The following is a 22,751-nucleotide window of genomic DNA, read 5'->3' on the forward strand; positions in this document are numbered from 1 at the left end:
TTAAATTCAATAAGTTTAGCTTATCATCAGGAAATGATTACTCTTCATAAACCAAGCAGGGCGGGATCATACTACAATTGAGGTGATAGAACATGACAAAACGCAAAGCAAATCATGTGATTGACGGCATGAACGCAGCCAAAAGCCAAGGGAATGGTGCAGGTTATATTGAAGATGACCAACTCGTTTTAACAGAAGAACAAAGACAAAACAATAAAAAACGTAAAAAAAACCAATAAGAAAGGAGCAATCACCATGACGAATAAAAACACAGGAAAAGACATCCGTCAAAACTCACCTAAGGAGCATCAAGGCGGACAGCCTGAGCCATTATCAGGCAGTAAAAAAGTGAAAAACCGCAACCATACAAGACAAAAGCACAATTCTCATCACGATATGTAAATATTCTCCTCTCATCCCGTGGCAAAGCGGGATGTTTTAGGTCTTTCACACATTTCAGTTCTCAACATATCATTTATTATGAGATGTGATGGAGGAGTGTTTATGGAGAATGAAAAGCAATCGAATTCCTCTGATTTTCTAGAAATAGATGATTGGCTCAATGTTTTAATGGATGATCCATTTGCCTGGTATGATGAACACCTCCCAATTGACCTTTATGAAACAAGCCGTGATTATATTATTGAGATTGATGTATCCACCCTATCGATCACTGATGTAAAGCTGACCTTCGCTGGACATGAGCTGACTCTCGATTACACGGTACAAAAGCCAAATGATGAAGGCGAACAGCCAATTGAAAAAAGTGTCATGCTCCCTTTTTATTTGAACGACAAAGATATTGAAACAGAATACGAAAACCGAATCATTTCGATAAGAATTAAAAAAAGTTCTGACCATCCAAGCGGGGCATTTTCCTTTCAAATCCCGCACTTCAAACATTAAGAGCCCACCTTCATTTGGTGGGCTCTATTCCGTTCGTGTCAAGTCAATACCTTTTGCGAACCACCATGGCCAAATAGTAGAGTCGCTATATGATAAGGTATTCTCTTTCTACTATATGGTTTGGGTCTTTCTAGTAAATGGGCAGTTATTAATGAAAAAAGGCGTTCATAGAGATGAGAGACATACATTTTTGTTATTTTCTTCTATCATCTCTTCATGTAAAATAAGATAAGAGACGAGGGGTATAAGGAGTGAGAACATGTTAAGCGGCTGGTTTTTGTGGTTCATTTTATTTTGGGGTACGGTGATGATCGGATTACTCGCAATCGGTGGCTTTTTTATGTTTCGCAAATTTTTAAAACGATTGCCGAAGGAAGATGGGAAATCAGAGCTTGATTGGCAGGATGAATATATTCAAAAGAGCCTCCACCTATGGCGGGAAGAAGACAAAAAGCTTTTAAATGAACTCGTATTACCTGTTCCAGAGCTGTTTAGAGATGTAGCCAAAGAAAAAATTGCGGGAAAGATTGGCGAGCTGGCTTTAAAAGAACAAGCTGCCAGCATTAATTTAGATTTAATCATTCGCGGCTATATTATCGCTACCCCAAAGCGGGATCATAAGTTTTTACTGAAGCGCCTTCAAGAAAAAAACATCGATCACACGCCATATGAATCGTTATTAAAATAACCTCCTTTATCAAAAGGAGGTTTAATTCATTTGAACCTGCTGCGGATCTAATTGCTTAGACAGCTTTCTAAACGACAAATACATAGCAACGCGCCAAGGTACGATCATGCCAAAGGCAAGAATCCAAAACATCCCGCTTAGAGAACCATAATCAATAGAAGAACTCAGGATGGTCTTCATCCCGATACGAAGAACAAGAAGTCCAATGAGAATAAACACAAATGCTTTTGATCGCTTTAAATAAATGTCATTCCCTCTAATTTCAAACTTCGATGTTTTGATTAAAAAGATGGAGAAAAACATCCCCACTGTGATCGCCTCTAGAAATTCAGCCCCAGTTACTCGAAACATAGGAACAAAAAACATTAGTGCCCCAGTGCTCATGAAAATAGGAGGTAATATAATTTTTTTTGCGGTTGCAGGTTTTGCAGATGACTTAATGCGAATAAACATGACGGCTACCGCCATACATATCGCAATTATAGAAGAGATCAAGACCATCATATCAAATCATTCCTTTATTCTTTAAGGTCAGCCTATGTATAATATACTCCAATTGACGAAAAAAAACCATTCGCCGCGACTGTAGAAAACGATTTCAAAAGCCTGTAAATCCGCCGAACAATGAGGAGAACATGATGATAATCCATGTCAGAAGATCAAAGAACAGCAATATCCCTACCACAATCATAATGATCCCGCCAATTCTCATGATAAGCTGCTGGCGCTTTCTGATCCACGTCATTTTCGTGATGAAAAAGGATAGAACAAAAAACGGAACGGCAAATCCGAATACATACGCAATCATATATGTGACAGCCGACTCCGGATTGTTACCAGCAAGTGTGATAACAGCAGATAAAATAGGTCCTGTACAAGGTGTCCATCCAGCGGCAAAGCCCATTCCGATGAGAATTGACCCAAAAAAACCAGCAGGACGATTTTTGAACTGCATTCTCTTTTCCCCCATAAGGAAAGAAGGCTGGAAGACACCAAGAATCATAAAACCAAAGAAAATAATGAGAATGGCTCCAACCTGGCGAATTGCTTGATGGTAATCATAAAAAAACTTCCCAACATACGATGTCCCAAAGCCAATCGCAATAAATATAATAGAGAATCCAACTAAAAAGAATAAGGTATGAAGCAGACTTCTTCTTCTCAGCATCACCTTCTCAGATTTCACTTCATCTATACTAACGCCCGTAATATACGATAGAAAGGCTGGATAAAGCGGCAGACAGCATGGTGAGATAAAAGAAAGAAACCCTGCTCCAAAAGCTAAAAAGTAATTCAAATCTGTCAAAAGAACACCCCCTTCTTACAATATACAATAAGAGATGACAAAATCATTTCATTTTTTTTACATCCTCTCAATAAAGATGGTCTATTCTCTTAAAACCTTATATAATTTAATTTGACATCAAGATAACGAATCCTTTAAATTTGAAAATAAACCTTAAAATGGATATAATAAAATCGATTCTTTTTATCAAGATTTGCATGAAAGGAACATGACTTTGGTAAAAACATCATTATTAACTCAAATCGAAGAAAAAAGAGAAGAGCTGATGAAAGTTGTCTTGCATAATGGGATGACATCAACAGTGACCATCGAACATAGCCAGCAGCTAGATCATCTTCTCTTACAATATCAACGACACTTACACTCAAACTCAGCCAACTAATCATATCTCATGATATCTATCATGCTGCACGATTTTTAGAACAGTTGATATGTGACCATAAACGAAACAAAAACCTCTGATTACAGGGGTTTTTTGTTTTTAACAGGAGGCTGACGCAAAAATAAAAACCACCTTCCCTGCTTCATTCATGCAAGTACAGTGGTTTTAAAGCGTCTGATGAAGGTGAATTCAATAAAGATAGGACAACGCTTGTCCATTCTTTATAACCATGTTCCATCTATGATCATAATATCGTACGTATTATTTCGCTTGGTTGTTCATGGCTTTCATCATTTGATTGATTTTCTTCTGGGACGGTTTCATGCCCATTTGCATCATCATCATTCGAAGCATTTGTTCATTAATTGGTGGATTCTTTTTCAAGTAGCTCATCATATACTTACGAGCAATAAAGAATCCGAGTGCAACTCCTGCAAGCAGTGCAACAACGCCTACAAGGATGACAACCCATAAATCCATAATTCTTCCTCCTTCATGTTGTCTCGTATAAAGTGTACTAAACAAAAGGCTATTATACAACATTTCACGTTCAATTTTATTTTTTTAAACAAAATTCCTCACTTTTACCGGATTGAGCCACCCATGCTTCTTTGAACCAAAGTCCATCGCAAGAAAGCAAGGACTAATTTTTCTCAGCACTTCAAAAAACACCGCTTCTGCCTCGTAACTGCCGGTGGCAGACATTTGGATATAACGGTCTTTTATAATAAATGCAGCCGTTCCTTTTCCATCAGGTAAGGAAGCGCTGTATATCGAGCCAATTTGTGTATAGTGAATGTTCGTTAAGTTGTTCATTAATCGCTGGTGCATATGAAAAGCAGGGATTCGTTTCGTCACGTAATCCACTTGTTTCACAAGCATCACCAATTCATCTTCCGTGCGGTTCGTCCAGTGTAACGACTCAAACAAATGAAACAAAATCGATTCTCTGCCAAAATAATGATGTGCAAATTCATCCTCAATCCAATAAATATAATAATGGCGTTCCATGTCTATCCCTTCCTTTCACATTTCGTCAATCTCGTATATTGCTTGTATTATACAAAAATGCGAAAGAAAGAATTGTCTATATATGAAGCAAGAAGAAACTAGTTTTGTCAAAAAAACAAGAAAAAAGAAAAAAGTTTGCAGAGCGGATGAAAATGCTCTGCAAACAGATGGAAAAAAGCATGATGCTTGGAGACTGGTTATTTGTTCAGCTTTGCTTTCACACGGCTGACCACATTGCTGACAGTAAATCCGTATTTCTCAATAATGGTTTCACCTGGTGCAGAAGCGCCAAATTTATCAATGGCAATCACGTCACCATCAAGACCAGTGTAACGCTCCCAGCCAAGTGAAGCTCCCATTTCAATCGCAATACGAGCCCGCACTGCTGTAGGAAGGACTGATTCTTTGTATTCATCTGACTGCTGATCGAAACGATCCCATGCAGGAAGACTGACAACAGACGCGCGGATCCCTTCTTTTTCAAGTGCTTTTTGCGCTTCAATCGCTAAACCGACTTCAGATCCAGAAGCGAGTAGAAGTGCTTCGGGCTGTGCATCAGCAGCTTCAACGACGACGTATCCACCTTTTTCTACTCCCTCATACGCCTTCTCTGGTGCTTGGTCAATCGTTGGAAGGTTTTGACGAGTCAGAACTAGTGCTGTCGGTTTATCCGTTGAAGATACAGCAAGTTTCCACGCTGCAGCTGTTTCGTTTCCATCCGCTGGGCGAATAACAGAAAGATTAGGCATCGCACGTAATGAAGCAAGCTGCTCAACCGGCTCATGCGTCGGACCATCTTCCCCAACAGCGATACTGTCATGAGTAAAGACATAAGTGACTGGAAGTCCCATTAAGGCAGCAAGACGAATCGCTGGTCTTAAGTAATCTGAGAAAACAAAGAACGTTCCGCCGAATACACGAAGGCCGCCGTGAAGTGCCATACCGTTTAACGCGGCACCCATTGCAAATTCTCTGACACCGAACCAAATATTCTTGCCGGCATAATTATCTTTACCAAAATCGTCTGTGTTTTTAATCGTTGTTTTGTTTGAACCTGCAAGGTCAGCAGACCCGCCAATAAAGAAAGGTACTTGCTTCGCAATGCCATTTAATACTTCGCCTGAAGAAGCGCGGGAGGCAAGACTTGAACCTGCTTCATAAACAGGAATCTCTTGTTCCCAATTCTCAGGAAGCTTTCCTTCAATCGCAAGCTTCAGTTGAGCTGCAAGCTCAGGGTATTCTTTTTCATATTGTTCAAATAGTTCATTCCAAGCTGCTTCTTTTTTCTGACCAGCGTCTTTTACAGCTTCTTTGAAATGATCGTACACTTCAGAAGGTACATGGAAATCTTCTTCAAACGTCCAAGAGTAAGCTTCCTTCGTCAGCTTGGCTTCATCGCTGCCAAGCGGTGCACCATGCACACCAGACGTTCCTGCACGGTTAGGCGATCCGAAACCAATCGTTGTTTTCACTTCAATCAATGTAGGTCTGTCTGTACTTTGTTTCGCCTTTTCGATAGCAGCCGTCACTTCTTCAATGTTGTTGCCGTCTTTCACATAGAGAACTTCCCAGTTCATCGCTTCAAAACGATTCTTCACATTTTCAGAGAATGAACGATCTAGGTCGCCATCTAATGAAATATCATTTGAATCATAAAGAACAATTAAACGGCCTAAGCCTAAATGACCAGCAAGTGAAGCAGCTTCAGAGGAAATTCCCTCCATTAAGTCCCCATCTCCGCAAATGCTGTATGTATAGTGATCTACAACATTAAAGTTGTCTTTGTTATACGTTTCCGCAAGATGTCTTTCTGCAAGTGCCATACCAACTGCCATGGCAATCCCCTGCCCTAAAGGACCTGTTGTAGCATCTACGCCCTCTGTATGTCCAAATTCAGGGTGTCCAGGTGTTTTGCTACCCCATTGGCGGAATTGTTTTAGATCATCGATGCTCAGGTTGTATCCGCTTAAATGAAGCATGCTATATAGAAGCATAGAACCATGCCCCGCAGATAAAACAAAACGGTCTCTGTTAAACCAATTAGGGTTTTGCGGACTTACGTTTAAGTGATTCGTCCATAAAGCGTATGCCATTGGTGCAGCACCCATTGGCATTCCAGGGTGACCGGAATTCGCTTTTTCAATTGCGTCTATGGAGAGAGTACGTATTGTTGCAATAGATTTCAATTCAATCGTTTCCATATAAATCCCCTTCCGTATCTTGTGTACACCATTATCATAAATCTACTGTCCTTTTTTCACAACTATTTCACGCTGAAAAAGAGTGATTTTGTCACATTTAGTTTATCGATCACCTAAAAAGTTATGCAAATATGAAAAAAGATGAGAATATACTTCCCATCTTTTCAAAATTTAAGAAATCACAGACTTAGTGAAGATTTTGATCTCTTTCTCTTTTTAATTTTTCTGGTGTGACATCGTTTCCTTCAGGATCAACGATTTTCACGGTTTTAAGTGTATTTTTCATAGAAGAACGAAAAGCTTTTAAATACTCTTCTCTCAATAGCTTTTGTTCTGTTTTTTCAGCGTCTGATAAACCGGTCTCTTTCGACTTTTTTGAAAGCTCATTGATTCTTGCAAGCTGCTTTTTAGAAATCATGACAAACTCCTTTAAAACATTTTCTCTACATACTACTAAATATCAATCATTTTGACAACAAATCAAGCTTTAGGTGGTCAGACCTTTTTCATATTCTTGATACCTTCTATGGACCGTTGCTTTTGAAATGTCAAAACCTAGTGCCTGAAGAGTTGCTGCAATTTCTGCGAATGTCATGTTGTTTTTTCTTAATCGAACAATTTCTGAAATCGGCACTTCAATACGCTCACGGCCAGGCGCATGATCCTGCTGTTTTAAATTCAGTTCGGGCTGATACCCGCGCTCAACAGCTCTTCTCATTCCCCGCTTGATTTTCAGGTTATGAATTTTTCGTTGATACTCTTCAACTACTCCTACGATCTCAATAACCATTTCATCTGCTTCTGAAAGCTCAAGCTCGCCTCTATGAAACGTACTGTACACCTTTACGTTCTCTTTAAAAAGACAATGAAGAAGCGCAATTTTTGCTTGTCCTCTTCCGAGACGCGTTTCATCCTGGATAAGAACGGCATCAATTGACTCTTCTTTTAGTGTAGCTAGCATATCAAACACACCATCACGATCTAGATCATATCCGCTTGCTTTTTCTTTGATGACTTTCACCACATTCATCTTGTGCATAGCAGCTAAAGCCAGCAGTTCTTCTTCTTGTCTCTTCAGCGAGGTTTCCTGCTCTTCTTTGACAGTGCTTACTCTCGCATAGATGATTGCATTCATGACTTCAATCGACCTTTCTATTGTACTGTTGCAAGTTGATATACGACTGGATGCTCTTTTTTGACTGGTATGACAAGAATGTCACCAGGCTGGATTTCCGTTGAAGCAAGATCATTGTGTTCTGTGACCCAGTCAATAAACGCATTTTTGTCGATTGATTTGCTGTCGTTTACTTGATCAGCTAACCCCCAAAGAGTATCACCTGATTGAACCTCTATTTTAACATACTGATTTGGATCATTATGGCTTGTGACTGCAATAAGTGAGAGAAATATGCCAACGATGAATGAGAATACCCCAATAAAAATAATAGATTCTTTTAACCTCATAATGTCATCTCTCCTAACAGAATATGTGTTCGCTCTTTCTGTCACTCATTATAAATACGAACAAACGTTTCTGTCAAACGTTTTTTTCGAACCTATGTTTGTACTGTTAGGAAAAACATGCTATAATTTCTTTAAAATTGACGTTTTGAGGTGCAAAAGATGACGAAGCTATCAAAAAGACAACTCGATATCCTGACATTCATCAAAGAAGAAGTAAAAAGTAAGGGCTATCCCCCATCCGTTCGTGAAATTGGAGAAGCTGTCGGTCTAGCATCCAGTTCAACGGTTCATGGACATTTAGCTAGACTAGAAACAAAGGGCTTAATTAGAAGAGACCCGACAAAACCTAGAGCGATCGAAGTACTAGATGAAGAGGAAATGAATATTCCTAAGAGTGCTGTAATGAACGTACCAGTCATCGGAAAAGTAACAGCAGGCCTGCCTATTACGGCTGTTGAGAATGTAGAAGAATACTTCCCTCTTCCAGAGACTTTTGCAGCACCAGATGAACAAGTATTTATGCTTGAAATTATGGGAGAAAGTATGATTGATGCAGGAATTTTGGACAAGGACTATGTCATTGTGCGTCAGCAAAGCACCGCTAACAATGGAGATATTGTCGTCGCCATGACAGAGGAAGATGAAGCGACAGTGAAACGTTTCTATAAAGAAGATACACACTTTAGATTACAGCCAGAGAACCCATCTATGGAACCGATTATTTTACAGAATGTAAGTATACTAGGTAAAGTGATTGGCGTATTTAGAAATATTCACTAAAAAAAGCCGGTATTTCATCAGCTGCTGATGAGAACCGGCTTTTTCTTTTATGAACAAGAATATGCTAGAATACGCGAGCTTGGGAAGGAACCAAATGTAAAGTTTGGCCAAATAAAGCCAGTTGTCCTCCCGAAAGGCTGTGAGGATAGGACATACATTAAAAACACTTGACCGTTTCTCATGAACACAATCGTCCATCTTCTATTACATCCCGCTGCAAATTGAACAGATTGCTGGCCTCCACCTGTTTGCCCTGAAATAAGTGACTGCATGCTTTGAGGCTGTGATAATGCTTGCTGATACTGCGAAATGATATGCTGCGGCGGAGCTGGCGGAGCTGATCCGCTTGATCCGGGTCCAGTGCCTCCTCCTCCGATTGGAAACCCTGGAAATCCTCCAACTTGAGGAATAGGGAGTGATGGCCATCCTTGCATCTGCCTGTCATATGAGTACCCATTCCACATACCTTCATACGGATAATACATATTCAACACCACTTTCTTAGACATTCATCACGATAGTATATGTCATAAATGAAAAAGCGTGTTGAACGTCCAAACAAAAATTTTTCCAAAAAACGTTTTGTTCTTCTTTAGAACGGTTAAATAGTAGATATAAAGAAAAAATAAAAAAATGAAAACTTTTTGTCTCCCTCAAACGTTATATATATAGAAAGAAAAGAAATAAAAAACATTTAGAATTAATACTTGTAATATCACTGTAATTATTGTAACATTTGTAACATAAGAAGTTTTCATTGAGAAAAGGAGGCAATCGCCTTGAAAAAATTATTCGTTTTATTAACTGCTATTATGCTTATGATCTCATTACAATCTACAACATTGGCCGCTTCTAAAAAACCAGCCGCTTTGACAAATAAAGAAGCGTTACATATTGCCCTTGACGCACGAGAACACTTTTGGAGTGCGATGTCAGGCTACAAAATTAATGAACATTCCGATTACAAATTAAAATCATTTAGCTATAAAGACATGACATACAACTATCTTTCTAAAACATTTGATACAAAGAAAAAACTAAACAGCTACCTATCTCAAGTTTTCACAAAAGATGCCATCAATCAAGGTTTAAAAGACTACCAGTTCATTGTTCATAAAGGCAAAATGGCTGTTCCAGTCGGTGACGGAGACAACATGCTTAATTGGGATAAAGCCACACCTAAACTTGTCTCTAAAAAACAAACGGTCCGCACATATGAATTCACCGTCCCAACACTTGATGGACGCAAAGTAAAACGAACTGTTACGTACGAAAAAGTACAAAAAGATTGGAAAGTCACAAAAATTGACGCTGTCATCTAAATCAAAAACCAGGCCATTCAATCGGCCTGGTTTTTATATTGGAGAAAATTCAGTCATGCGATCCAGCGCGTGAGCAAGTGATGATGCCGTGCGAAATTCATTAAAAGGAAGCCCAAGCTGCACGGCTGTTTGGGCAATTTCTGGTCTGATGCCTGAAATGGTCGTCTCTACTCCAATTAACCGAAGTGATGTGACAAGATCAAAGATTTGATGAGCCACCATTGTATCAATAATGACAACGCCCGATAAATCAATACATAAATGCTGTACGCCTTTTTGCGAGCACTGTTTCAGCGTATTTTCTAAAATCATCTTTGCTCTCGCTGTATCAATGTCACCTACTAACGGCAATAACGCAATATGATTTTTTAAAACAATGACAGGTGAGCTCAGCTCGTAAATCATGTCTCTTTGTGCCACGAGCTTCCTCGTTGTATTTTTCACATATTGCTGGATAAACACATGAATTGAAATATTAAACGCCTCTGAAATTAAATCATACCAATAAAAGATGCGGTCAATATCAATTTCATCTTGACGCTGTTTAATAAATTCTTTTAAGTAATGAAGGACTACTCTTTGATTGGACATGTATTCTCTCACAACATAATCTAATGGTGTATTTAAATGCTTCGGGTCACTGGCTAAGTCTTCAGACCACTTTTTAAACTCAGTATGTAAATATGTCTTGTCTTCAATAAGAGCACGTATAAAATGCTGGTAATAATCTTGATTTTGCCGTTTCAGCTCTGCTATGATGCTGGAATCTGTTGAACGATAGATTGATTCTGGATCATCATCCTCAATTGATTCATACCAAGTTTCAGTCAGTTTCTCTGCATGTTGCATAAAAAAATCGTATAATGCACGGTTCTTATCCATAAGCATATGTCCCTTCACATTTTCTTCTTGACAGTCTTTGTACCTTAAAGATCCATTGTACCACTGAATCTTTTGTCCCTGCTAGCTCCAATACGCTCTGATCATCAACAAAAAAGGCACCTACTCACAGGTGCCTCTCATCCAGTTTTATTTCACAATAAATAAAATTCTTTTCCCATCAGGATAACCGCTGATCTGGTGTCCAACCCATGAGCCTGCTCCCCTATTATCAGATGGGCTGACATATTGAACACTCGCACCTTTTCCTCCCTCAAGACAAACCGCCATCGGCCACTCATCCCGGTCAAAGCCAGGTTTAGTCGGAATTCCTTTTAATGATTCTTGCCTGCGGGCATCTGCTCCATTTCGGTCTATCGTACACACATCTGAATGCCCTTTTCGAATGGCTTCTTGAATATGGCTGCCTGTTTCAGGGTACCGTTCCTTTGGAAATTGAATGACATGATCATATCGATCCGCACCTTTTGCCGCATGTTTCTCCCCAAATCCACCTAACAACGTGCCCATCCATATCACAAAGCATAAGGCGACACCAGTGATCCAGCCTCTTCTCATTTTCAAAAGTGTGAGACCTCCTCATTTTTCTCAAGCAGAATCTTGACTTAAAGGAAATGTGTCATTTTAATGTATGAGCGGTTCACGAATGACATGTGAAAAAAATGATGAGGCTGAGAACTCAATGAATCTCTCAGGTTAGACAGATAGAAACCAGTGATTCTATCCATATAAAAAAGCTTGTCCCCTATGAAGGAAACAAGCTTTGTGCTCTAGCTTTTATTGCGCTTTTGCATAGTTGATAAATTCAACAAAGGCAGCTGTCGCTTTTGGACCGCCATTAATCGTTCCGTTTGAATACCCTGCGTTATGAACCCCAACGATTTGCTGATTTTGATCTAGCATCGCTGAGCCTGAATTTCCGCTAAATGTATCAATCGTATAGTATGCGAGATTTGTATCTTCTCTTGTCACAGAACCTGACATCTCCCACTGCGACACCTTGCCAGTCGATCTCATTTTATCACCTGGATATCCAGAAATTTTAATCGTTGTCCCAGTTAAGTTTGTCACCTGACGGATAGAGCGGTAACCGACCGTATTGCCAATGTTCGTATCTGTTTTGATCACGGCAAAATCATATTGGCTCGCGCCTGTATTGATATATCCGCTTGGTACATAGAACTCCGTCATGTTTGCTGAGCCATTCACCGCTGTACTATCGTTCATGCCTGGATACACCGATCCTTTTGCACTATAACTTCTCGATGCTGTATTGTACACGCAGTGCCCGTTTGTCAAAATTTTGTTAGGGGCAATGAGTGTCCCCGTGCAGCTTGAGCCGCCAAATGTAATATAAGCAATTGAATTATATGGTGCCACTCTTGTGTTTGCTACTTTTGTTCTTCCATCGTCTCCAATGACGACTTTTGTTTGAAAGTCTTTTAAATATTTTGAGAGTGGTTTTACTTTTTCGCCAACAGTAGAAGAAAGATCATCCACTTTGTCAAAGGATGAGGGGGATTTCGTATCATTGTGGAAATCACTTGAAGAGATCACCTTTCCATCAGAAGTCACCATGTCATAATCAGACGTTAGTACTGAATCCGATGTGGCATGGGCAAAACTAGGCACACTTAAAGCACCAAAAACGAGCAGAGAAGGGAGTAACATTTTCACCTTTTTCATCATATTCCTCCTTTATGTCCTATATCAAAAATCATACGATTGTTTCATATTGGAGTAAATGAGAGAATATTCTTATTTTTTACAAAATATTTCATTTTTAAATTAGGTGTTTTGTATCTTTCCAACCTTCATTCTATTGATCTCTCTCTATGAAATAGAAAAAACCGCCTAATTGGCGGTCTTCCTAATTTTTCAGCTCCACACATCTTTTACATATCTATTGTCATTTGCAAGGGTTGTCAGCCAATTTTCAGCTGTTTCCTTCGAGCAATGTTTCTCGTTTTGATAAAGGTCGATAAGCGTAGCCTCTACGTCTGGTGCCATAACTTTTCCGTCCCCGCACACGTAAAGATACCCACCTTGGTCAAGTAACTTGATCAGCATGCCGCCGTCTTCTTTCAACAAATGCTGGACATATACTTTTTGCTCTTTGTGACGAGAATAAGCCCGGTGGATGTGAACAACTCCTTTTTGCGCTGCAAGCTGCATTTCCTCAAAATACAGATCATCTTCAAGAGGGTGACGGCAGCCAAAATACAGGTGAGCTTCGCCTAGTGGTTTTCCTTCCTTCTGCCACACTTCTCTTGCCTGAACAAACCCTCTAAATGGAGCGATTCCTGTACCCGGTCCGATCATGATCATCGGTACTTCAGATGAAGGTGGCAGCTGGAATCCTGCCTGCGCTTCGTGGAGGAAGCAGGCGACTTCTTCTCCTGCCTGCAGACCGCATAAATAGTTTGATGCGACTCCGGCATATTCTCCGCGGCCGCTCCACGCTTTACCTTTCACAACCGCCACTGTGATACTGACTCTTTTTTCTTCGACTTTTGGTGAGCTAGAAATTGAGTAATAGCGCGGCTTCAAACCTGGTAAAAGTGCTAAAAAGTGCACAAACGGCAGCTCACACGCTTCATATTGATCTAATAAGTCCAGCATGGTTACTCGTTTCTTTAAAACGGCTTCTTGATATGCTTCACCAGCCATTTGCTCAAGCTCCACGCGGTGAGGCGGACAAACTGTATATGCTGCGAGCTCTCTTAGCTGCGTACGTGTTGCAGGCTCTTGAAGCTCAACATGTGACGCAAGTAATTCTCTCATTTGAATCGGCTGATCTAAAGGTAAATGACTTGCTTCTTTCTGAGAAGAAAGCTTGATGTGCTGCTTAGGATCAAGATTGAAGCGATTGATCACCCGCTGCACGAGTGCATCACTATTTATCGGAACAATTCCGATATGATCCCCTTCTTTGTATTGTTTCCCTTCAGGCAATTGCAGTTCAATATGTCTTGTTTGCCGCTCACTTTTTTCAGATTGTAATTCCTCATTTTTCAGTACAACAGCTGAAAAAGCACCATACGTTTTCGCCACAGGACGTTCTACTAGCTCATTTGTATAAACAACTGATAGTTTTGGCTTTTCCTTACCTTTTTCTTGGAAGGTGAGCTTAAATTCTTTTGCAAGCTGCTTGAAGACCGTTTTCTGGAATGTTTCTTTATCCTCATCCATATCTCCGCCTGCATCGCCTTCTCCTAAATCAGCTACACGCTTTGCACCTTTACTTTCAAGTGCTTCATCAATGAGACGAGGAATACGCTGGTACGTACTCGCCCAATTTCGATCTCCGCATCCAAAAACAGCAAATGTCACGTTTGATAAATCCTGCTCTTCATCCTGCGTGACCCAATCCACAAATTTTTTCGCGTGGTCAGGCGGATGTCCATTGTATGAAGCAGTCACGATTAAGACTGCACCTTTATCTGGTAATTGGCGTGTATAGTCATCAAGCGGAGCAGTGGTCACGTCAAACCCTTTTGCTTTCCCGTCTTCAGCAAATTCGTTTGCGATTTGCTGCGCCGTGCCAAGATTTGATCCATATAGAACAAGCAGTGGTGTACCGTGACTGGCCACTTTTGACTCATCAGATTTTGTGCTTTTTTTCGCCTCTTCTTTCGGTGGTGCCATAAAGAGTTGCTGCTTCCTTGGCCGCACTTTGATTTTAAAATCGTTTGGCTTAATCGTCAGAGATTCTTTTAAATCAAGTTCATATGATGTGTGATCAATCAATTCCAGATTGTGCAGGACCATCGCTAGCACCATAGTGGCTTCATGAAGGGCGAATTGCATACCAATACATGCACGCTGCCCATTCCCAAAAGGCTTGTAGGCATGCTGCGGGATCTTTTCAGGGTGTAGAAACCGCTCTGGTTTAAATTCTTCCGCATCCTCTCCCCATACCGCTTGATCACGATGTAACTTAGGGAGCAGCACGGAGACACTTTGATTCTTTTCAATCGAGTATTTCCCTCCGATGACGGTGTCCTCTTTCGCATAAAGAGAGAACGTAGGCGCTGTTGGCCAGAGGCGAAGTGATTCATTTAAAACCATACGAGTGTAATTTAGTTTTTGTACCTGCTTAAATGTTGGCAGTCCGCCTTGCAGCACATCATCTGCTTCTTGGACGGCTTTCTTTAATTTTTCTGGATTCTTTAATAAGAAATAAATCGCAAAGGATAGCAGCCCGCTTGTTGTTTCGTGCCCAGCTATTAAGAAGGTAATGATTTGATAGCGGATATTTTCATCTGACAGGCGCTCTCCTGTTTCAGGATCCTTTGCATGCAGCATGAGGGACAGTAAATCATCGCCCGTTTTATCTTGTTTTTTTCGTTCTTGAATAATGTCATCTACTAATTGCTTCATAAAATCGACATTTTGGTCAAATTTTTTTCTTCTTTTGATCATTAGCTTATCTGCAACCGGCAACCGGCTCGCCTGATCCATCGCTTCGTTTAAACCATTCAGCATACTTTCGATGAATGGATGCTGATTTTCTTTATAAAAGCTGTTAAATCGAAAATCAAAACCGCAAAGTCCGATCGTATCTAAAGTAAGCTTTGTCATATCCTCTGCTACTTCAATTTCTTCATCACGGCCTGTTCTTTGCCATTTTTGTACAAGCTGTGTGGCAATATCGAGCATCATCTCATGATAGCCCTTCATGGCCTGCTGGCTAAACGCCGGCATCAAGATGTGGTGAGCCTTTCTCCAGTTCGGTTCTTCTGTCCAGCTCGTAAATAACCCATCTCCTGCAAATGCTCTTACTTTATTGAGACTGCTCCCAATGTATTTATCAAAACGGCTCTCATCACATATTTCTTGGACAAGTTCATGGCTGGAAACAAAAATACTTGTTGCTTTTGAAAATTCAAACTGAAAGATCGGTCCTAATTCATCTGCAAGACGCCAAAAGGTTTGAGAAAGCTCCCCCTTTTTGATATGGGGAATATTTTTAAAAGGTCCGTATGTTTTTGGTTTTGGAATGATTGATGTTTGTTGCATGTGCCCACTCCCTTTATATCATTAAGAAGCAACGCTAATGGCGCGCCATAAACATTGCTCAATGTCCTCTAGAAATTCAATCGTTGGCTCTATTTCTTCTGCAAGAATTTGTTTATGCAGCTGTACAAAGGCACCAAATACAATCGATAAAATGGTTCTACCTGAGAGATTTGGATGAATCCCATCCTTTTTCCCTTCTTCAAAGATAAGGAATAGCTCATGTAACAAAAGCTGCATTTTCTCTTTGCTCGTCTCATCTAAGTAATGGGATCGTTTATCAATTTCTAAGAAATATAGCCCGCTTGGATTCTCCTTTGTAAATAAAACCAAGCAATAAAATACATGCTTAAAGTACGCCCGAATACTTGCCTTTGGATCTGGACTGTTTGTGTTCATTTTTTCGATAAATGCAGAAAGGCTGCGCTGGTACAAAATATTAACGAGGGCCTCTTTACTGTCGAAATAACGGTAAATGGTTCCTGCTCCGACGTTTGCTCTTTTTGATATCATCGGCATCGTGGTCCCATCAAAGCCCCGTTCAATAAATAAATCTAGTGAAGCCTTCATAATCTGTTCTTGTTTATCAGTCACTGCTGGCACTTCATCCCCTCCTCATTTTAGGAATGAATGTTCATTCCGCATGCGGTATATTATATTAATATTTTAATTTCTTCTATATATACTTAAACACACTTATTTTTCTCCGTCATCACATTTTCTGAAAATAATAATAATTGAGAAATGATGCCTAGTCAGACAGCATCCAAAGGACTTAGAAATCTTGGCAGATATGTGTCATGCGGGTGACCTCTGCACTACACGTTCATTCTTGATCAATCGGAGACTGAATATGGCCGTCATATGTATCAATATGTTTGCTTTCCAAGAAGACGTGCTCCACCAAATAAAATCGCAAAAGCAAACATCGTTCGAAGAATCACTTTAATATGATCAGGCATATATGGGTCTACCTTCAATTGCATCAAAAAAAGCCTTTTCTTTAGAAAAGACTCATGTTTAGACTATGCATTTATTTCATCATTATTCAATTGGGCAGCATCGCTTTGCTCAAATTGTGTTCGCAGCTCAATAATTGAGCTATTCCTGACATCATTGGCATCTTGCTCAAGAAGCCACGTATAAAATCTAGCTTGCTCCGCTGTTTGCAAAGCCTGCATATATTTTTGCGAGGAACGATTCTCTGCGACGCGCTGCTTGATCGCGCGCATCTGCTTCCAGAATTGATAATAAGGGAGCTTGAGCTTGGTCATGAATCCGCGATGATCCTCTATGACAAATCCCTCTTCTTTAATCGAGTCGTCATGAGAGACAGCCTGATACCATTTATAAAAAGACGTCCAATCATGGAACACAGCCACTTCCTGCTTGCAGGACATTCCAAGCTGTTCGCTTAACCTTTTCACTTCAGTGAATGGTGCTTTTTCATAGCTTAGCTGACGCTTCACAATATCAAGCAAAATGAGTTGATCTTGATCATATGTGATAATATGTGGGTCTTTCTCTGGTAAAATGACTTCAAACACAAGAGATACATTGTTGTCACGTACGTATGATTTGATGTAGTCGACCTGCACATCTCCGAAAGTCTGATAGAATAGCTCTTCGACCCAGGAAGCATGCTGATTTTGTTTCACATGAGATGTATACGATTTGGACGTAAACACCAATTCATCATCCATTTCGTTATACCCAACCGTTCCTAAATATCCATTTGCTTTATCATAGACGGTAACAGGGAATTGAAGATGGTTCACTAGATGATGCATTTTTGTCTCCGGACGCTCGTCAATATTAAAAAATTTGTTGTAGCTTCTTGAAACAATCTGCTTTGACACCATATTGACAAACAAACCTCTTGCCTTCACATTCACATCATCCCACTGCCGTTCACTAAAAGCTTTTTTCGTAAAATTAAAAGATGAAATATGGTGCGGAAGCTTTAATTCCTGTACATATTCATGCTGATCTAAGTGAGCTAAAAAGTCATCCAGTGAGATATCTGGTTGAAGAGCAGCCGATGGTTTTTTCTCAGAAGCTCTATAGACTGGGTTGTCAATTTCATGAGTCTCAATCCCGTCAGCTGTGATTTTCAAGACCCTCAGCTGCCCCCCGAATTCAACCTGGCCTTCTAGATTATAAGACCTTTCCGATGCTTGAATAGGCAGCCTGTATAAATTGCGATGCCCGTGAATTTGAATGACATCTAATCCAGCGGTGTTTTGAACAAACAAGTGGTCAATGTCATCTGAATATTCACCTACACCGTGAATGAGCTGCTGTGTTGAGACATGCAGAAGCTCTTCTGGCATATGAGCAAGTCCCCCGTGGGTAACAAGAAATGTCTTGCTATGGTACGTAAAATAAGTAAGCTGATGAAATGTTCTGACAAACTTCCGTACTTCTTTTAAATCAAAGTCTGCTGCTTCGATTTCAGGTGCAGTATGCCGGTTAAACATATTGCTTCTTACTTTCTCACCATGTGCAAACCGGTATAAATGCTGATCATGATTGCCCTCAATCACGATGACATTCCGGCATTCTCTATGTGCGAGCATCCATTCTAATACTTCCTTGTTTTCTATTCCTCTATCAAGCAAATCACCTGCAAAGATATAAAGTTCGTTTTCTTTAATGTCTCCTTGTAAATAGGTGGTCAGAGCGGTATGACAGCCGTGAATATCTCCAAAGACATGAATGGCCTCATATTGATCGAAGGATCGAGGCTGATAGGTTATCACTTGCGGATACTCCTCAGGCTGCAAAACAGTCACCCATGATGGGACCTTTTCTGTTTTTAACCGCTCGTTCATTTGATATAAAACAGACTCCCGCACAACTTTGTGAGGTTCCCGTGAGCGATTTTGCAGGAGAGCTGTTTCAAGCGGCACCTGCGTGAAATCGACGACATACACCCTGTAACGATACGATGTGGCTAACGATTTATATTGAGATATCGATTTGCTTGAAATATGTGTCGCATCAATCACAGTAAAGTCTCCGCGTTCCATACGTGCTGTAAGCAATTCAAATAACAAAGACCAGACTTTGTGGTCATGTTTGCTTGAAATTTCTGGTTTCCCATTGACAGATAACTGCGGCGGCTGGGTCAAAAGACGGATCTGATCCGCTGATAAAGTGTAGGGCTCTAAGCCTTGAGCTTTGATCCAAGTTGATTTACCTACGCCTGGGAGACCTCGTAAAAGGACTAAAGTTCTCATATTGGTTCTCCTTTAATGAGTGATATTTTACCTATTATAGATAAATTATGGATAAATCTCAATCTTTTATTGATTATGGTAATATATAGATAGAAAGGGAGGTTTTATGTATGTCTAATGGAGAGAATATGGCATTCAATCTTGGAGATTTTTTATTTCAAGTGTTCTCTCTTCTATTCATTGCTGTTATCGTGACTATGATTGTCACTTCTTTTCGAATGATCAGAAGAAGACGAATGGAATTGAAGAAGGTTGAGGAAAGATTGAACAAAGTGATTGAAAAAAATGATTTAAAAGAGTAAAAAATCCGGGATTTAACCGGATTTTTTTGGTTTCATCACAATTCCTTGACGCTGCTGCATCAAAAAGAAAAAGACGCCTAAAAGGACAAGAAGACCGCCACACATTTGAAGCAGTGTAATCTTCTCTCCAAGCAGCCACACAGCAAGAATCGTGGCCCCAACAGGTTCGCCAAGTATACTCATTGAAATCGTTGTGGCATTAACATAGGTTAAAAGCCAATTATTAATGACATGAGACATGGTGGGAATGATGGCAAGCAATAAAAAAATCCCCCACTCTTTACCCGGATAGCCTGTAAAAGGAGTTTGCTGCATTAGGTTGAATAGAATTAAAAAAAGACCAGCAAAACCAAACACACAAAAACTATAAATCCAATGAGATATTTTCCTTACAGCCTGTTGACCTATTAATAAATAACAAACAACCGCGATCACACTTAAAAAGGATAAAATGTCTCCTAGGATGGCTTCCTGGCTATGACCTATATCTCCCCATCCAATCATGAGTGCACCAGCAATCGCTGCACACATCGTCAAGAGTGCGGGCAGCGTGGTTCGTTCACGGAAAATGAGAAAGCCGCCTAATAAGGAGACCATCGGCTGAAGGGCGATAATAATAGTAGAGCTTGCCACAGTCGTCAGCTTCAGTGAGCCAAACCACAACACAAAGTGGAGTCCTAAAAAGAAGCCTGACATACATAAGAAAAACCAGTCTCTGCGCTTTATTGAAAGAAATTCTTTATTACGTGGCAGGATAAACGGCAGCATAAAAGCCGCGGCAAAGATCATTCGATACATGCTTAAAATAGCAGCAGGTGCATTTGACCATTTCACAATGATAGCAGAAAATGAAATGGCAATAATTGAAATCACAAGCGGTAGTGCAATTGATTTCTTTTGAGCAGTTGACTTCATTTCCATAAGCAGCTTCCTTTACATCAGCAGTAGATGAGAAGTTCATCTTGTATGTCGTCATCTTACTATGTCCAATCCGCTAGAGGCAAGATGATTTTAAAACTTGTGTGAGCTTTTTTGCATGAAAAAAAGGCTTTCATCTCGAAAGCCCTACTCATCATCTATCAATAGATAAACGGCCCGAACTGGACCATGAACACCTACCACTAAATTCATCTCAATATCCGCAGAGTTACTCGGACCTGATATGAAATGAATAGCACCTTTCGCCTGCTCCCCCTCTTCTACCGAGCGATTAAGAGCCGAAACAACCTGAATCATCCGCGGAACCACCGTGCTTTTTTCGATACACACGATATACATCATCGGTAAAAAATGCAGCGCTCTGCCTTGGCCCTGATGGGATGAAAGGACGACTGTACCTGATTCTGCTAGGGTGTAATCACTGAATACAACCGAATATGTCGCTTGTTCTGCCAGCCTGATATTTTCTTCCCTTGATGCCTCAGCATTCCAGCTGGTGACTGCGAATCCTTCGTGCTGCAAGCTGTCAAACATCGGATGAAATCCATATTGTTCAAAACGATGATCGCCCGATGTCATCACAGAACCCTCTCCATACTCTGTCATCAATAATCTTAATACAGAGGGCGCTTCCTGTGGTGTTGTTTCGACCACTCTTGTGTGAATTCGTTGACATTGCTTCTTCAGTTGCTCGACTAGTTCTTCTTTAGACAAAAGTCCGTTTGTTTCCCACTGGACTTGATGCTTCCAAGCTGGACGCTGAATAGATGCAGACGGGGAGGAATCTTTACCTAATTGCTTACGGATATGAGCTAAAAACGACTCTCGGTGAGAAATGGTTCCCTTCATCACTGCTCCTCCTTCTGTCTCTTTTTAAACCAATCCCTGAATCTTTCTTTACTTGGAGCTGGCAGGTCACGAATATCTGTCCAATTCTTTAAAGGACCTATTCCTTTTGAAATCTGTCCGTTTGAAGCCATACGATTCATCAATACAGGGGCTGCTTTTGTTCCGAATTGATACATTCCGGGAGTCGATGCGCCCATTCCGAACATTTTCATCGCCATCATTTCAGCTTTAGACGCTCTCCCCTCTTTTTCAACGATGACTTGTCGATGTTTTATTAATAACTCGTGAAGCGGGATCTTTACTGGACAAGCATCTGTGCAGGCTGCGCAAAGGCTTGATGCAAAGGGGAGCTCTTGGTAGTCATCATAGCCGCCAAGAAGCGGCGAAAGAACAGCGCCAATTGGCCCCGGATAAATCGATCCGTATGAATGTCCGCCCACATGCCGGTAAACTGGGCACACATTAATACAGGCTGCGCACCGGATACATTGGAGAACAGGCTGAAACGCAGTACCTAATATATTGGACCGCCCATTGTCCACAATGACCAAGTGAAATTCTTCTGGTCCATCCACTTCTTCTTCTCCTTTTGGCCCGACGACAGAAATATAACTTGTTAATTTCTGACCAACTGCACTTCTGCACAAAAGACCAACAAGGACATCCAGTTCCTCCATCGTTGGAACAATCCGTTCCATGCCCATAACGGCGATATGTGTCTTCGGGATAGCCGTGACAAGATCCGCATTCCCTTCATTTGTCACAAGGCAGATGGATCCTGTATTGGCGACAGCAAAATTACAGCCAGTGACACCAATATCAGCTTCGAGGAACTTTTCACGTAATATGGCTCTCACAAAACTCGTCATGTCTTCAGGTGTCTCTGACATCTCATATCCGAGCTTTTCGTGAAAGACTTCTCGTATTTGTTCTTTCGTCATATGAAGAGCAGGTGCCACAATATGTGAAGGAGGTTCATGATCATCTACTTGCAGAATATACTCGCCAAGATCGCTTTCCACCACCTCACAGCCGATCTCTTCAAGCGCTTGATTCATTTCAATTTCTTCTGTGACCATTGATTTTGATTTAACGATCTTTTTGGCCGCTTTTTTCTGTGCCACATTTTGTATATACGCCGATGCCTCTTCCTTTGTTTTTGCAAAAAAGACATGTCCTCCACGTGCACTAACGCTTTCACTTAATTGGTATAAGTAGTCATCAAGATGCGTCAGCGTATGCTGCCGGATTTCCTCGCCAAGTTCTCGCCACTTTTCCCAGTTGCCAAGCTCTTCGCTCGCAGATAGCCGCCTTTCATACAGGCGTTCCTGCGCTGAGGAAACAGCACCTCTCATGACAGTATCTTCTAACCCTTCCCCGATTCGTTCTTTAAAGCCCTTCTCTCCAATTTTCATACTCATTTGCCGTTCCCCCTCTTAA

At 40.7% G+C, this 22,751-nt stretch carries 26 protein-coding genes; 8 read left to right on the forward strand and 18 right to left on the reverse strand.

Features of this window, described 5'->3' with window-relative positions; all coding sequences use genetic code 11:
• Positions 1-92: 92 nt before the first annotated feature.
• From sspO to ACSSTM_RS03005, 4 genes are all read left to right on the forward strand, one after another.
• On the forward strand, positions 93-239 hold the full coding sequence (gene sspO / locus ACSSTM_RS02990; RefSeq protein WP_034660777.1) for a small acid-soluble spore protein O: 147 nt from the start codon (positions 93-95) through the stop codon (positions 237-239).
• Positions 240-255: 16 nt separating this feature from the next.
• Positions 256-402 (forward strand): small acid-soluble spore protein P, encoded by a 147-nt coding sequence (locus tag ACSSTM_RS02995; protein ID WP_003211331.1) that lies wholly within the window; start codon positions 256-258, stop codon positions 400-402.
• 102 nt (positions 403-504) lie between these two features.
• Positions 505-906, forward strand: coding sequence for an Hsp20/alpha crystallin family protein (locus ACSSTM_RS03000; protein ID WP_095285216.1), 402 nt, complete (start codon positions 505-507; stop codon positions 904-906).
• A gap of 259 nt (positions 907-1,165) precedes the next feature.
• The gene (locus ACSSTM_RS03005) at positions 1,166-1,594 is read left to right on the forward strand and encodes a DUF2621 domain-containing protein (RefSeq protein WP_095285215.1); all 429 of its coding nucleotides are present in this window, start codon (positions 1,166-1,168) and stop codon (positions 1,592-1,594) included.
• A 21-nt stretch (positions 1,595-1,615) separates the two neighbouring features.
• Here the strand turns inward: ACSSTM_RS03005 and ACSSTM_RS03010 are convergent, their stop codons facing one another.
• Together ACSSTM_RS03010 and ACSSTM_RS03015 are read right to left on the reverse strand one after the other, a co-directional pair.
• Complete coding sequence (locus ACSSTM_RS03010) at positions 1,616-2,098, reverse strand: CcdC family protein (protein WP_034660774.1); 483 nt, start codon at positions 2,096-2,098, stop codon at positions 1,616-1,618.
• Between the two features lie 94 nt (positions 2,099-2,192).
• Positions 2,193-2,900 (reverse strand): cytochrome c biogenesis CcdA family protein, encoded by a 708-nt coding sequence (locus ACSSTM_RS03015; protein ID WP_034660773.1) that lies wholly within the window; start codon positions 2,898-2,900, stop codon positions 2,193-2,195.
• A gap of 208 nt (positions 2,901-3,108) precedes the next feature.
• Between ACSSTM_RS03015 and ACSSTM_RS03020 the strand changes: the two genes are divergently transcribed.
• Entirely contained in the window at positions 3,109-3,282 is a 174-nt protein-coding gene (locus ACSSTM_RS03020) for an aspartyl-phosphate phosphatase Spo0E family protein (RefSeq protein ID WP_369810454.1), read from the forward strand.
• A gap of 261 nt (positions 3,283-3,543) precedes the next feature.
• On the opposite strand, the gene ACSSTM_RS03025 is transcribed toward ACSSTM_RS03020, so the two are convergent.
• The 6 genes from ACSSTM_RS03025 to yneA all read right to left on the reverse strand — a co-directional run bounded on the left by ACSSTM_RS03025 (position 3,544) and on the right by yneA (position 7,958).
• Positions 3,544-3,762 (reverse strand): YneF family protein, encoded by a 219-nt coding sequence (locus tag ACSSTM_RS03025; protein WP_003212379.1) that lies wholly within the window; start codon positions 3,760-3,762, stop codon positions 3,544-3,546.
• Between the two features lie 84 nt (positions 3,763-3,846).
• Entirely contained in the window at positions 3,847-4,293 is a 447-nt protein-coding gene (sirA, locus tag ACSSTM_RS03030; RefSeq protein ID WP_012010100.1) for a sporulation inhibitor of replication protein SirA, read from the reverse strand.
• A 197-nt stretch (positions 4,294-4,490) separates the two neighbouring features.
• Positions 4,491-6,494: a transketolase gene (gene tkt / locus ACSSTM_RS03035; RefSeq protein WP_034660772.1), complete on the reverse strand. Its 2,004-nt coding sequence runs from the start codon at positions 6,492-6,494 to the stop codon at positions 4,491-4,493.
• 187 nt (positions 6,495-6,681) lie between these two features.
• Positions 6,682-6,912, reverse strand: coding sequence for a DUF896 domain-containing protein (locus ACSSTM_RS03040; protein ID WP_034660771.1), 231 nt, complete (start codon positions 6,910-6,912; stop codon positions 6,682-6,684).
• A gap of 69 nt (positions 6,913-6,981) precedes the next feature.
• Positions 6,982-7,629, reverse strand: a complete 648-nt coding sequence (locus ACSSTM_RS03045) for a YneB family resolvase-like protein (protein WP_003211322.1) — start codon at positions 7,627-7,629, stop codon at positions 6,982-6,984.
• A 17-nt stretch (positions 7,630-7,646) separates the two neighbouring features.
• Entirely contained in the window at positions 7,647-7,958 is a 312-nt protein-coding gene (gene yneA, locus ACSSTM_RS03050; protein ID WP_034660770.1) for a cell division suppressor protein YneA, read from the reverse strand.
• 159 nt (positions 7,959-8,117) lie between these two features.
• On the opposite strand from yneA, the gene lexA reads away from it, so the two are divergent.
• A complete protein-coding gene (lexA, locus tag ACSSTM_RS03055) occupies positions 8,118-8,738 on the forward strand; it encodes a transcriptional repressor LexA (RefSeq protein WP_003212311.1) in 621 nt (206 codons plus the stop codon).
• A 47-nt stretch (positions 8,739-8,785) separates the two neighbouring features.
• On the opposite strand, the gene ACSSTM_RS03060 is transcribed toward lexA, so the two are convergent.
• On the reverse strand, positions 8,786-9,223 hold the full coding sequence (locus ACSSTM_RS03060; RefSeq protein WP_034660769.1) for a hypothetical protein: 438 nt from the start codon (positions 9,221-9,223) through the stop codon (positions 8,786-8,788).
• A gap of 294 nt (positions 9,224-9,517) precedes the next feature.
• Between ACSSTM_RS03060 and ACSSTM_RS03065 the strand changes: the two genes are divergently transcribed.
• Positions 9,518-10,060, forward strand: coding sequence for an IseA DL-endopeptidase inhibitor family protein (locus ACSSTM_RS03065; protein ID WP_034660768.1), 543 nt, complete (start codon positions 9,518-9,520; stop codon positions 10,058-10,060).
• A gap of 33 nt (positions 10,061-10,093) precedes the next feature.
• On the opposite strand, the gene ACSSTM_RS03070 is transcribed toward ACSSTM_RS03065, so the two are convergent.
• The 6 genes from ACSSTM_RS03070 to ACSSTM_RS03095 all read right to left on the reverse strand — a co-directional run bounded on the left by ACSSTM_RS03070 (position 10,094) and on the right by ACSSTM_RS03095 (position 19,221).
• Positions 10,094-10,942 (reverse strand): STAS domain-containing protein, encoded by an 849-nt coding sequence (locus ACSSTM_RS03070; RefSeq protein ID WP_095285214.1) that lies wholly within the window; start codon positions 10,940-10,942, stop codon positions 10,094-10,096.
• Between the two features lie 147 nt (positions 10,943-11,089).
• Positions 11,090-11,470 (reverse strand): NucA/NucB deoxyribonuclease domain-containing protein, encoded by a 381-nt coding sequence (locus ACSSTM_RS03075; protein WP_045210079.1) that lies wholly within the window; start codon positions 11,468-11,470, stop codon positions 11,090-11,092.
• Between the two features lie 267 nt (positions 11,471-11,737).
• Positions 11,738-12,646, reverse strand: a complete 909-nt coding sequence (locus ACSSTM_RS03080; protein ID WP_095285213.1) for a trypsin-like serine peptidase — start codon at positions 12,644-12,646, stop codon at positions 11,738-11,740.
• A 192-nt stretch (positions 12,647-12,838) separates the two neighbouring features.
• The gene (locus ACSSTM_RS03085; RefSeq protein ID WP_437403984.1) at positions 12,839-15,982 is read right to left on the reverse strand and encodes a bifunctional cytochrome P450/NADPH--P450 reductase; all 3,144 of its coding nucleotides are present in this window, start codon (positions 15,980-15,982) and stop codon (positions 12,839-12,841) included.
• A 21-nt stretch (positions 15,983-16,003) separates the two neighbouring features.
• Positions 16,004-16,549, reverse strand: coding sequence for a TetR/AcrR family transcriptional regulator (locus ACSSTM_RS03090; protein WP_249114887.1), 546 nt, complete (start codon positions 16,547-16,549; stop codon positions 16,004-16,006).
• Positions 16,550-17,004: 455 nt separating this feature from the next.
• A complete protein-coding gene (locus ACSSTM_RS03095) occupies positions 17,005-19,221 on the reverse strand; it encodes an RNA ligase (protein WP_095285211.1) in 2,217 nt (738 codons plus the stop codon).
• A gap of 110 nt (positions 19,222-19,331) precedes the next feature.
• Here ACSSTM_RS03095 and ACSSTM_RS03100 point away from each other — a divergent pair, with 110 nt between their 5' ends.
• Positions 19,332-19,523: a hypothetical protein gene (locus ACSSTM_RS03100; protein ID WP_060596417.1), complete on the forward strand. Its 192-nt coding sequence runs from the start codon at positions 19,332-19,334 to the stop codon at positions 19,521-19,523.
• A 12-nt stretch (positions 19,524-19,535) separates the two neighbouring features.
• Here ACSSTM_RS03100 and ACSSTM_RS03105 read toward each other — a convergent pair whose 3' ends face one another.
• The 3 genes from ACSSTM_RS03105 to ACSSTM_RS03115 all read right to left on the reverse strand — a co-directional run bounded on the left by ACSSTM_RS03105 (position 19,536) and on the right by ACSSTM_RS03115 (position 22,732).
• Positions 19,536-20,444 (reverse strand): DMT family transporter, encoded by a 909-nt coding sequence (locus ACSSTM_RS03105; protein WP_437403985.1) that lies wholly within the window; start codon positions 20,442-20,444, stop codon positions 19,536-19,538.
• A 144-nt stretch (positions 20,445-20,588) separates the two neighbouring features.
• Positions 20,589-21,311, reverse strand: coding sequence for a LutC/YkgG family protein (locus tag ACSSTM_RS03110; protein WP_095285209.1), 723 nt, complete (start codon positions 21,309-21,311; stop codon positions 20,589-20,591).
• Positions 21,311-22,732 (reverse strand): LutB/LldF family L-lactate oxidation iron-sulfur protein, encoded by a 1,422-nt coding sequence (locus ACSSTM_RS03115; RefSeq protein WP_095285208.1) that lies wholly within the window; start codon positions 22,730-22,732, stop codon positions 21,311-21,313. The genes ACSSTM_RS03110 and ACSSTM_RS03115 overlap by 1 nt, the downstream gene beginning before the upstream one ends.
• Positions 22,733-22,751: the final 19 nt, after the last annotated feature.

Origin of the sequence: Bacillus sp. RK1064, from assembly GCF_051488405.1 — a bacterium.
Classification (GTDB): domain Bacteria; phylum Bacillota; class Bacilli; order Bacillales; family Bacillaceae; genus Bacillus.